Source organism: Flavobacterium pedocola, assembly GCF_053764385.1.
In genome coordinates this window covers 178,430-190,522 of the sequence record NZ_JBSNCR010000001.1, presented here as the reverse complement: position 1 = coordinate 190,522, position 12,093 = coordinate 178,430, and the positions used below count along the sequence as shown (strand labels likewise).

Here is a 12,093-nt window from a genome sequence, read left to right as displayed (position 1 = left end):
TAACATTTTAACATTTAAGCCTTAAAAATATTAACCAAAGATTAACATCTGCTTAAGTTTTTACATTTTATTCAATTCTTTAAGAATTTCTTTAGCTTTTTGCTTAGCTTCTTGCAAATTGATATTTTCGATTATATAATCACTCAATGCGGCTTTTTTTTCATCCGACCATTGATTTTTCATGCGCTCAAAAACCTGATTTTCAGCTACCTTATCACGAGTTACGACTCTTTGGATCCGAACCTGTTCCGGTGCGGTAACCAAGATGATTTTATCACAATCTATATAACTGCCACTTTCGAATAATATTGCGGCTTCTTTTATCACAAACGGAAATTTATGATGTTGCCTCACCCATTCAAGAAAATGCTTTTTCACTTCTGGATGCACAACTTTATTAAGCGCTTTGAGTTTCTCTGGTGCTGAAAAAACCAATTCCGCTATTTTTTTTCGGTTCAGACAGTTGTTTTCGATTACATTTTCTTCAAAAATTGACTGCACTTTCTGGATCACATCCGGCAAATCCATTATTTCTTTGGCCGCCTCATCCGCTATATAAACAGGGACACCCATTTCATTGAAATAATTAGCGATGGTCGACTTTCCGCTACCGATACCTCCCGTTAATCCAACAATTTTAGTCATACTTTATTTTTTAAAGAAAAGCTCGGGAAAGACAACTTGCGGTTCCTTTTTCAAAAGTCTCACTTTTATAAAAGACGATATAAAGCCAATTCCGTAACCTAAAAACTGAAAAAAAGCGGCAAAAACCACTAAAAAGCCAATCAAAAGGCTCATGGTTTCTATTGAACCTACCCAAAATAAGATCAGGAAATAAGCGGCATACAGTTTTACCGGAATGGAGAAACCGAATGCCCACAAACCCAAAGACACCAACAATCCAAAAAGGAAAAATGTCGGGAACCAAAACGTTATTTTGCTGTATTTCGGATACCAGGAATCTAAAATCGGGCGCGCTTTTCCGAACTTATTAACCTGTTTGTAAAATTTACTGAAATCGATTCTTCGCTTATGATACACATAGGAATCTTGAAAAAGCCTTGTTTTAAAGCCTAATTTCCATAAACGGATGGCTAAATCAGGATCTTCTCCCGGATGGATATTTCCGAATCCCTGAGAAGCCTCAAATGCTTTTTTAGACAAACCCATGTTAAAACTTCTGGGCTGGAACTTCCCGATTTTCTCTGTTCCACCTCTTACACCGCCTGTAGTCATGAAAGAAGTCATGGTGAAATTTATCGCCTTTTGAACCGTTGAAAACGAATCCAGAGCATTATCGGGACCACCGAAACAATCCACATAATTCTCTTTCAGATTTTTATCCACGGATGCTAAATAATGCTCCGGCAAAATACAATCGGAATCCAGAATCAGAAAATAACTTCCCATGGCGTGACGCATTCCGAAATTTCTGGAATCACCAGGTCCCGAATTAGGTTTGTTGAAATAGGAAATGAATAATTTTTCTTCATATTTCTTTACAACATCATGACAGGGAATTGTTGAACCGTCTTCAACAACAACTACTTCAAAATCTTCATGGTACTTCTGTTCTGTTAAGCTTTTTAACAGTTCTTCAATCTCATCAGGGCGGTTATAGACCGGTATAATAAACGAAAAATACATTATCGGTAAATAATTTTAACAAAGATAACGCTATAAAACAAAAAAGCCACCAAAATTGGTGGCTTTTCATATTTTCTAAAAGATTTATTCTTTTACAACTTTAATTGATTTAGTCCCTTCCTGAGAACTAACCTTTACAATATAAGTCCCTGAACTCAATCCGGACATATCGATTTGTCCCTGAGTAGCATTCAATGCTTTAGCAGTTACTTTTTGACCTAACATATTAAAGATCTCTACAGAAGAAATTTCAGAAATATAAGATACATTCAACATGTCTTTAACCGGGTTCGGATAAACTTTAAACATTGCGTTATCCCACTCATTACCACTCAAAACATTGTAAACTGTTACTGCAAATCTATTTGAAGTAGCATTTCTGCTTTCGCAACCTGTTTCGTCTGTTTGTGTAGCATAGTAAGTTGTACCATCTACCAGCAATGTTGATTGAGGCAACAAATTTCCGGCTTGCGCTTCGGAATACCACCTAAGATTTGTCCCGTTAAGCTCTACGTTTGCCAGGGTTTCACCATCTGTAAAAGTCTGAACTGAATTACCGGTTGGGGCTGATGGATTAGGAGCTATAGCAGCATTGAAACTCGTCACTACTATACAGCCTGTCATAAGATCTTCAAGTCTTACATAAATCACCTGAGATGTTGACACATAACTTTGCGGATTCGTAATTATATCCATGTCTCCGTGCGCACCACTTAAAGTAGTATGATAACTAACTGCATGTGATTGAGGATTCAAACCGTTCAAAACAACCGGGGTGTTCTGTGTTAAATCAAATGTATAAGGCTGAGGCGCTGAACTACACAATACAATATCATTCGGTTGTCCGCCATTGATTTGAGGCATCGGAGTAAACGTATACGAATCGTTTAAAACTGTTGCAGCGCAATTCATGTAAGAAACTTGAGCTGTATAGGTTTCCTGAACTGTAGAGCAGGTATTTAATGTGGCTCCAGTTCCTATCGCATTTCCATCTTCAAACCATGTTATTGTCGGTACAACAACATTGCCGTTTGGTGTAAACCTCCATGCTTCATTGGTTGCTGACCAATTTCCACCATTTCTCCCCGGAGCAGCTGTTGCTATAGTCCCGGCTTGATTTTGAACACCTATCAATCCGTTACCATTTGCCCAAGAATTACAAGGCACTCTTCTCTGAACATATACATCAATAATGTTACTGCCTTCATACAATATAATTTGTGAGGTTTGCGCACCTACAGCAGCATCCGAAGAACATCCGTATTGAGCGGTTTGCGCTAAATTCAGAACAAAAACCCTGTTAGGCGCCATTCCTGCTGTATAATAATTGATATTTGGCACGGCAAACCCATTGGTTACGGCAGGATTAAGATCCTGGAAAACACCATTTATCGAATTCTTGAACGGAGCGTTGGTACTAGCTCCGGAATAAGGTATTGCCCCTGAATTCACCCAAGTACTGAAAGAACTTGGTGTATAAAGTCCTCCAGGTGTAACACCGGCGATGCTAAATGTAACAACACCATTTGTTGAAAGTAAAACTTTACTATAAGTTTGACCGTAAAAACAAAAATTAAATTCTTCAGGAGTCAAGCCTTTTAAATCAATAACGTCGCTCCATCTATCGTCAAGGTTTATTGATGTTGCTGTTCCATTCGTATAGCCAAAAGGTGGTGCATAAGGTATTGCACTGACAGCATAGGATGTTGTTTCCCTGATAGTCGGATAGTTAACTGTAAAATCATTGCATTCACCATAACAGCCCGACGTAGTTTGAATCACATCAGCCGATAATGTCTGCCCATTTGAAATAAAACTCACCAAAAGCAAGCCCAAGAAAACAAAGTAATTTTTATTCATTTTTTATTTTTTTTTGCAAAAGTAAAAAAAAAGCCACCTTTTCAGGTGGCTTTTATAAACTTTAATATAAAATTATTGTTTTACAACTTTAATGGATTTAGTTCCTTCCTGAGAAGTAACCTTTACAATATACGTTCCAGAACTCAAACCGGACATATCGATTTGTCCCTGAGTAGCATTCAATGCTTTAGCAGTTACTTTTTGACCTAACATATTAAAGATCTCTACAGAAGAAATTTCAGAAATATATGATACATTCAACATATCTTTAACCGGGTTAGGGTATGCTTTAAAGCTTGAAAGATCAAAAGAACCGGAACTCATAGAAGCATCGTAAGCAGAAATCAGATAATTAATTGCTGCTCCGCCACCATATCTCCAGGTATTAACGTAAAGAACCTCACCAGGTGTTCTTCCTGTAACGGATACTAAAGAGTAGTTACCGTCAGCACTGTCGTCGTCGTCACATTCCACAATTGTTAAACCTGCACAGTTACCCGAGTAAACAGCTAATCCGGTATCAAAGTTTCCGGAACCGTCATTATTGGTTTCAACAGTCAAACTTCCGGAAGCCGGTACAGTAACCGAATACCAAACATCATTCCCAGAAAACGAAGCACATCCTGGTGCCGGAGGATTTGAGTTGCTTGCCCCAGCAAGTGTTACTGCAGCATCATTGTCACCAAATACTGCGCCTAAAGTAAGTACAGTCGCTGTTGAACAATCATCATTTGCCGGTGGTGTAGCCAATGTAGTAAATGAAACTGTAGACCATACACTATAAGCAGGACCCGCACAAACAGTTCTCACATGCAAATAATAAGTTGTACTTGGATTCAAAGAAGAACTATTATAAGTCTCTCCCGATAATGTTGTACCTGCACCTGCTGGATCAGTTGCAACGTTATCCAATACATACTGATAATTTCCAGTTGTTGCGCCCCAGTTTACAGTAACAGAATTGTGTGTTACTCCTGAAGCTACCAATCCTGTTGGCTCCGCGCAAGATGGCGTTAACCTTACCTGTAAATTATCAATCGAAAAATCGATATCTGCACCACCGTCATCCACACCTTCTAAAGTACGGAAGGCAATTCTAATATTCTGTCCTGCAAATGCGTCCAGATCAATAATTCTTGTAGTACCAATATTTGAAGGTACATTCGTATCATTGAACGTGTATAAAACGGTCCAGTTTGACATTCCGGATGTACTTACCAAAACCTGAACAACGTCGTCAGCTTCCCAAGGTGTTGTAGGTGCGTTTGTAGACGCGTATTGGTTAGCTGCAGCATCAAACTTAAGCTCATAACCGGTAGCCGGGATTGTAAATACCGGAGAGATAACCCAGTCATTAGCAGTCGCTAAATATAAATTATATCTGATAGCGCCTGTATTTCCAACGTTTCCAAAACCGTCTTCACCCCAGCCACTTGTTCCAAGTGTTGCAGGCCCAGCTGCCAAATCACCATCTTCTCCTTCTGACCAACAATTCGGTAAATATGTATCGAAGGTTTCAGTAGCTGAAGGAGCAACAATAGCACCACATGTTGTAAATGAACTTTCACTGCAACCGGTTGCATTTCCTATTATATTGTAAGGTATTACTTTTACATAATAAGTTGTTCCCGCAGTTAATGCTCCTAAATCGTGGCTTAAAACATTTCCAACATCAAACATGTTCAGAACATTTGTTCCTCCTGGTGTTGTTCCAACGTTTAACTTATAACCTGTAGGGCCACCAGCGGCAACAGGCCATGAAACCTGACTTGAACTAACTCCTGTTTGCCCATTGGTTGGGGCAGACAATGAAGTACAAGCCGGAGGAGAAGAAGGAGTAAAAGTCACTTCCACATCAATTGTGATGGTTATGCCGTCTGAATAGGCATCATCATCATGAGACGTGATTGTAAGTGAGCCAAATCCAGTAATGCTTACTTCATTAAAATCGTTTGCACAACCGGTAATTACATTTCCACCGTCAATTGACAGGTCAAAACCATACCAGCTGGAACCATCTGCTGCGCAAAATCCGGATGTTAAACTTCCTGCAGCATTGGTCAATTTCATACTTGTTACTGCATTAGTTCCGAAACAAGTAAGATCACTTGCGTTTATGGTCAATACCGTGGGACCATCATCATCTCCCGAAACGGTAAAGGTTTGTGTACAGGTTGATTGTGCAAAGAGCTGCCAACCGGTAAGAATTAAAAAAAGAGTAAAAATTTTTCTCATATGTTTGTTTGTTTTTTAGAGTGGCTAATTTAAAAAAATATTTGTTTTTCGAGAAAAATTTTACATTTACAACAAAAAAAGACAGCCAAAGCTGTCTTTTTTAATAAAATATATGAATTTTGTTAAATTTTAATAACCTTAATCGATTTTGTAGCTCCGTTGGCAGTAACCTTAACAATATAGTTTCCTGCATTCAGTGCTGATAAATTGATTTGTGCCTGAGCTGCATTTAATTCTTTCACAAGAACTTTTTGCCCTAACACATTATAAACCTCCACTGAAGACATTTCAGTTGAATGGGATAAGTTAAGCACGTCTTTAACCGGGTTTGGATAAGCGTTAAAACCTGCTGCATCGAATGAACCCGTATTTAAGGAAGCATCGTATGCAGAAATCAGATAAGTGATGGCAGCTCCTCCACTGTATCGCCATGTATTTACATAAAGTACTTCACCAGGAGTTCTGCCTGTTAAAGCTACCAATGAATAGTTACCGTCTGCACTGTCGTCATCGTCACACTCTACCAAAACCAAACTTGCACAGTCTCCTGAATATACAGCCAATCCTGTATCAAAATTTCCTGAACCATCGTTATTCGTTTCAACCGTAAAACTTCCAGAAGCAGGAACAGTTACTCGGTACCATACATCGTTTCCGGAAAATAAAGCACATGTCGGATCCGGAGGGTTGGAATTAGTTGCCCCGGCTAGATTCACCGGCACATCATTATCTGCAAAAAGAGCTCCTAAAGTAAGAGTAGCGGCACCGGTACAATTATCATTAGCTGGTGGTGTAGCCAAAGTTGTAAATGAAACTGTAGACCAGGTACTGTAGATAGGACCTGCACAAACTGTTCTAACATGGAAATAATAGGTTGTTGATGCTAACAAAGGGCTCGCATTATAGGTTTCACCCGCTAACGTAGTTCCGGACCCAGCAGGATCAGTAGCCACATTATCCAACACATATTGATAGTTTCCAGTCGTAGCGTTCCAATTGACAACAGCAGCTCCATCGGTAACGTTTGATACCGCTAAGCCTGTCGGTTCAGCACATGAAGGCGAAACCCTGATTTCAAAATTATCTACGAAGAAATCGACATCAGCCCCACCATCTGCAGTACCTTCCACTACTCTGAACGCAAACCGTACATTTTGTCCGGCGTAAGCATCTAAATCAAGGATAGTTGCCCCTCCCAAATTTGAAGGAATATTGGCATCAGTAAACGTATGCAATACTGTCCAGTTAGTTAACCCCGTCGAGACTAAAACCTGTACATAATCATCCGCTTCCCAAGGAGTTGTTGGAGCCCCGGCTCCGTTCCATTGTGTAACAGCAGCATCAAATTTCAATTCATATCCGGTTGCCGGAATAGAAAACATCGGAGATAATACCCAATCATTTTTAACATTGGAGTAAACATTAACTTTGATAGCTCCTGTTGTTCCAGAGTTAAGATAACCATCCGCAGCCCAGTCTCCTGCTCCAAATGTAGCAGGCCCGGCCGTTAAATCGCCGTTATCTGCTTCCTGCCAACATCCCGGTAAGAAAGTGGCAAAGTTTTCAGTTGCAGGCGCTGTAATTGTCCCACAAGTAGTGAATGAAGTTTCAGTACAACCGGCAGCGTCACCGTTACCATTATACGGAGTTACTTTAACATAATAACTGATTCCTGGTGTTAAAGTTCCTAAGTTGTAGGTTGTCACATTCCCAACATCCATCATGTTAAGCACTTGTGTTCCCCCAGGAGTTGTCCCAACATTCAATTTATAACCTGTTGGACTTCCTGTGGCAGCCGTCCAGGTAATTTGGCCAGACATAACATTAACAGCTGCATTAGCCGGGTTGCTCAATGTTGTACAGCTTGGCGGTGTTGAAACAGAGATACCCTGAAGGGTGATATTCGGAACAAAACTTGCTCTGACCCCAGTTGGCGGTGCTGCCGGGTCCGGATTCGTCGTATCGCTTCTGTAATATATACTTCTGTTGGCTGCCGATGTATTATAGAAATCATCGTTTGATGTATCAAAACCAGCCATATTTTCATCCACAGCAATCAAAAGGTTGGAAGTACCATTATAAACGAAAGGAGTTGTGAAGGTAATGGTCACCCATCCCGGTCCGTTGGCAGTAACTCCTCCGGTGTATACCTGAGTTAAACCTGCTACAGGTTCCCAATCTGTTGTTGAAGCAAAAGTTGACTTAGCGGTATGTCCGATATAAACTGTCAATCCTTGTGAATTTGGGATTGTGGCACCGGCATTACCACTAAAGTACCACTGAATACCAGTAATAGTACCTGTTGCACCTATTTCAGATGCAAGATAGATTGACTGCCCATACGTATAACCGTAGTAAGGGTCAAACGGTAATGATTGCAACTGATCCGTTCCGGTACCGATCGAAATTTGACTCCATCCGGTCAGTGACATCAAAAACATTAATAATAGCGTAATTTTTTTCATGTTTATTTCTTTAGAGTTCACATAAATTTAACCAATTATAATTTGAACTTCTTAAATAATCGACATAAAACACAAAACTCACGACAAGCGTGAGTTCTATAACTGTATATGTAGTATTTTATTTACTTTTGAAACGTATCCATAACAAAATCGCTTACACCCATATTGGAAAAACCACCGTCGTGAAGCAAATTCTGAAGGGTAACTTTACGGGTAAGATCCGAAAACATCATTACCGTATAATTAGCACAGTCTAAAGCTGTTGCATTGCCAAGCGGCGACATTTTATCAGCAAAAGAAATAAATCCGTCAAAACCTTTAACACCCTGACCTGCAGTCGTTGGCGTCGGTGATTGCGAAATGGTATTTACACGTACTTTCTTATCCCTTCCGAAGAAATAACCGAACGAACGCGCAATGGATTCAAGATACGCTTTATTATCCGCCATATCATTATAATCCGGGAATACGCGCTGAGCCGCCATATATGAAAGCGCAACGATACTTCCCCACTCGTTCATGGCATCTTTTTTATACAAAACCTGCATCACTTTATGAAAAGAAACGGCCGAAACATCCCATCCTTTCTGAGTAAAATCATAATTCTGGTTGGTATAATGATTTCCTTTTCTAACATTCACGGACATACCGATGGAATGCAGAACAAAATCAATTTTACCGCCAAGGATTTCCACGGCTTTGTCCACCAGGTTTTCCAAATCTTCAACGGAAGTAGCATCGGCAGGAATAATCTGAGAACCGGTTTTTTCCGCTAACTTATCAATGGTTCCCATTCGCATGGCTATTGGCGCGTTGGTTAAAACAAAAGTTCCTCCTTCTTCGTGAACTCTTTCAGCAGTTTTCCAGGCAATGGAATTTTCATCCAAAGCACCGAAAATAATCCCTCTTTTTCCTTTTAGTAAATTATACATTTAATAAAATTTGATGATTCAAAAATTAAGCGATACTTGGTACGTTAACCATTTCGTTGGTATCTGCATTGTAATCCACACCGTCAAATCCAAATCCGAAAAGGTGGTAGAAATCCGATTTATAACCGTCCAAATCTCCTAATTCAGAAAGATTTTCAGTGGTAGCCTGAGCCCATAACACAGAAACTTTCGCCTGAATGTCGTCACGCATTTCCCAATCGTCAATACGGATTCTTCCTTTATCATCGGTTGGCACTTCTCCGCCATTATAAAGTCTTTGCTGGAACAAACGCTGCATCTGCTCGATACAACCTTCGTGAATACCTTCTTCCTTCATCGTTTTGTACAACAAGGAAATGTATAGCGGAATTACAGGAATAGCTGAACTCGCTTGCGTTACTAACGCTTTATTTACGGAAACATACGCTTTCCCGTTGATATCTTTCAATTTCTCCGTGATTTCAAAAGCAGTAGCTTCCAAATGATCTTTAGCGCGGCCGATCGTTCCTTTTCTGTACACCGGCTCTGTCAATTCAGGTCCGATATACGAATAAGCCACGGTCATTGCTCCCGGTGCCAAAACACCTGCTGATTTCAAGGCATCCATCCACATGGTCCAGTCTTCACCACCCATTACAGCAACTGTATTTTCTATATCATCACCACTGCAAGGTTCGATAGAGATTTCAGTAACATTTCCTGTATGAAAATCAACCGTTTTATTAGAGAACGTATTTCCGATAGGTTTCAAAACTGAACGGTGTAAAACACCGGTTGTAGGGTGCATACGAACCGGAGAAGCCAAACTGTATACCACCAAATCCACTTGACCTAAATCTGCTTTGATCAAATCGATAGTTTGTTGTTTCACCTCATTTGAAAAAGCGTCGCCATTGATACTTTTTGCGTACAATCCTGCTTTGGTTGCTTCCTGTTCGAAAGCTGCGGAATTGTACCAGCCCGGTGAAGCGGTTTTTCCTTCAGCAGATGGCTTTTCAAAAAACACACCGATAGTTGCCGCTCCGGAACCGAAAGCACTTGCAATTCTGGAAGCCAGACCAAATCCGGTAGATGCTCCGATTACTAATACTTTTTTCGCACCGTTGATGGCACCTTTTGATTTTACATATTCGATTTGATTTTTTACACTCTGTGCGCATCCCGTTGGGTGAGATGTCAAACAGATGAATCCTCGCATTCTAGGTTCTATAATCATGTCCTACAGTTTATTTTGATCTATTCTGATCTATTTTGGTTAGTTTGTTTATGATAACAAAAGTAATTTTTAAAAATCAATTCAGCAATGCTTTTGCGTGATTAAGTGCCGAATCACTGATATCTTTTCCGGAAAGCATTTCGGCGATTTCCACTACTCTTTCTTCTTTTGATAACAGTTTCAGTTCCGATACCGTGGTTTCTCCCTGAACACTTTTATATACTTTATAATGTTGCTCGCCTTTGGCTGCAATCTGCGGAAGATGGGTTATGGCAAAAACCTGCATTTCACTGCTCATCACTTTCATGATATCGCCCATTTTGTGCGCTACTTCTCCCGATACTCCGGTATCAATTTCATCAAAGATGATGGTCGGCAATTTCAGATAATTGGCCAGAATGGATTTGACAGCCAGCATGATACGTGACATTTCTCCGCCGGAAGCCACTTTTTTCAGCAATCCGAAATCGGTTCCTTTGTTGGCTGAAAACTGTAATTGCACTTCATCTTTACCGGAAGAAAAAAAAGTAGCTGAAGGTTTTATCTCGAACTGAAAACGAGCGTTAGGCATTCCCAACTGTGAAAGTATCGTTGCGATTTTATCCACCAATACCGGCGCAGCTTCTTTTCTTCTCTGGGAAATCTGAGCACTAAGCTGTTCTAAAACTGATGTTTTCTCCTGAATTTCGGCTTCCAGTTTTTTGATCGTATTCTCCAAATCATCTGCCAAAACCACTTTGTTGTCCAAATCGTTTTGAATTACAAGCAATTCGTCAACACTGCCCACCTGATGTTTTTTCTGAAGCGAATAAATGGTTTGCAGTTTCTGATTGACCAATTCAAGTTTTTCCGGATCGTTCACCAATTTTTCCGACTGGTTTACCAATTCTGAAGAAACATCGTCGAATTCAATCAAAACGCTTGATATCCTATCAAATAACGATTGGAACTCCTCTGAAATACCTGAAATCTTACCCAAAGAAGCCTTAACTTCTTTCAGGTTATGCAGAATCCCCATGTGTTCTTCGTTAGCAATCGCCAGGGATTTATCAAGCGATTCCCGGATAAATTCCACATTACTCAGTTTCTCCTGAATAGCTTCTAGCTCTTCCTGTTCCCCTGATTTCAGTTTGGCAGCCAACAATTCTTCCAATAAAAAAGAATTATAATCCTGTTCTTTGGAAAGCGAATCTTTCTCCGCCAGAATCTTCTTCAATTCACTTTTAACCGATTTGTAACGGGAAAGCTGTTGCTGGTAGTCCGACAAAGTTTCCTGATTACCGGCTATGGCATCCAGAATCTGAATCTGATATTCCTCATCGGTAAGTTCTCTTGTCTGATGCTGCGAATGAATATCGATGAGAAAATCACCAAGTTCCTGAAGTTCGTTCAGATTTACCGGGCTGTCGTTGATAAAAGCACGCGACTTTCCGGAAGGCAAAATCTCTCTTCGGATAATCGTAACGGCTTCGTAATCCAGATCGTTTTCAGTAAAAAAGTCCTTGAGGTTGTATTTATCGATTTGAAAATGCGCTTCGACCACACATCTCTGTTCTTTGTCTTTAAGCGAGCTTAAATCCGCACGTTTGCCCAAAACCAAGCCCAATGCCCCCAGTAAAATAGATTTTCCGGCTCCGGTTTCCCCGGTAATAATAGAAAGCCTGTCCGAAAAATTCATTTCCAGATGTTCTATTAAAGCGAAATTTTTAATGGAAAGGGATGTAAGCATAATTTGTGT

General features: G+C 40.1%; 8 protein-coding genes. All 8 read right to left on the bottom strand.

Annotated features, from left to right (window positions below):
• Positions 1-60 precede the first annotated feature (60 nt).
• The gene (gene coaE, locus ACWPKD_RS00870; RefSeq protein WP_455410787.1) at positions 61-645 is read right to left on the bottom strand and encodes a dephospho-CoA kinase; all 585 of its coding nucleotides are present in this window, start codon (positions 643-645) and stop codon (positions 61-63) included.
• 3 nt (positions 646-648) lie between these two features.
• Complete coding sequence (locus tag ACWPKD_RS00865; protein WP_455410786.1) at positions 649-1,647, bottom strand: glycosyltransferase; 999 nt, start codon at positions 1,645-1,647, stop codon at positions 649-651.
• 84 nt (positions 1,648-1,731) lie between these two features.
• The gene (locus ACWPKD_RS00860; protein WP_455410785.1) at positions 1,732-3,507 is read right to left on the bottom strand and encodes a T9SS type A sorting domain-containing protein; all 1,776 of its coding nucleotides are present in this window, start codon (positions 3,505-3,507) and stop codon (positions 1,732-1,734) included.
• A gap of 72 nt (positions 3,508-3,579) precedes the next feature.
• The gene (locus tag ACWPKD_RS00855) at positions 3,580-5,742 is read right to left on the bottom strand and encodes a T9SS type A sorting domain-containing protein (RefSeq protein ID WP_455410784.1); all 2,163 of its coding nucleotides are present in this window, start codon (positions 5,740-5,742) and stop codon (positions 3,580-3,582) included.
• Between the two features lie 122 nt (positions 5,743-5,864).
• Positions 5,865-8,207 carry a T9SS type A sorting domain-containing protein gene (locus tag ACWPKD_RS00850; RefSeq protein WP_455410783.1) on the bottom strand — a complete coding sequence of 781 codons (2,343 nt, stop codon included), beginning with the start codon at positions 8,205-8,207 and terminating at the stop codon, positions 5,865-5,867.
• Between the two features lie 122 nt (positions 8,208-8,329).
• On the bottom strand, positions 8,330-9,139 hold the full coding sequence (locus ACWPKD_RS00845) for an enoyl-ACP reductase FabI (RefSeq protein ID WP_455410782.1): 810 nt from the start codon (positions 9,137-9,139) through the stop codon (positions 8,330-8,332).
• 25 nt (positions 9,140-9,164) lie between these two features.
• A complete protein-coding gene (gene fabV, locus ACWPKD_RS00840) occupies positions 9,165-10,355 on the bottom strand; it encodes an enoyl-ACP reductase FabV (protein WP_455410781.1) in 1,191 nt (396 codons plus the stop codon).
• 76 nt (positions 10,356-10,431) lie between these two features.
• Positions 10,432-12,084, bottom strand: a complete 1,653-nt coding sequence (gene recN / locus ACWPKD_RS00835; RefSeq protein ID WP_455410780.1) for a DNA repair protein RecN — start codon at positions 12,082-12,084, stop codon at positions 10,432-10,434.
• Positions 12,085-12,093: the final 9 nt, after the last annotated feature.

Excerpts from the sequence above, each read along its gene's own strand:
- coaE (WP_455410787.1), bottom strand. The coding sequence starts at position 645 with ATGACTAAAATTGTTGGATTAACGGGAGGTATCGGTAGCGGAAAGTCG.
- ACWPKD_RS00865 (WP_455410786.1), bottom strand. The coding sequence starts at position 1,647 with ATGTATTTTTCGTTTATTATACCGGTCTATAACCGCCCTGATGAGATT.
- ACWPKD_RS00860 (WP_455410785.1), bottom strand. The coding sequence starts at position 3,507 with ATGAATAAAAATTACTTTGTTTTCTTGGGCTTGCTTTTGGTGAGTTTT.
- ACWPKD_RS00855 (WP_455410784.1), bottom strand. The coding sequence starts at position 5,742 with ATGAGAAAAATTTTTACTCTTTTTTTAATTCTTACCGGTTGGCAGCTC.
- ACWPKD_RS00850 (WP_455410783.1), bottom strand. The coding sequence starts at position 8,207 with ATGAAAAAAATTACGCTATTATTAATGTTTTTGATGTCACTGACCGGA.
- ACWPKD_RS00845 (WP_455410782.1), bottom strand. The coding sequence starts at position 9,139 with ATGTATAATTTACTAAAAGGAAAAAGAGGGATTATTTTCGGTGCTTTG.
- fabV (WP_455410781.1), bottom strand. The coding sequence starts at position 10,355 with ATGATTATAGAACCTAGAATGCGAGGATTCATCTGTTTGACATCTCAC.
- recN (WP_455410780.1), bottom strand. The coding sequence starts at position 12,084 with ATGCTTACATCCCTTTCCATTAAAAATTTCGCTTTAATAGAACATCTG.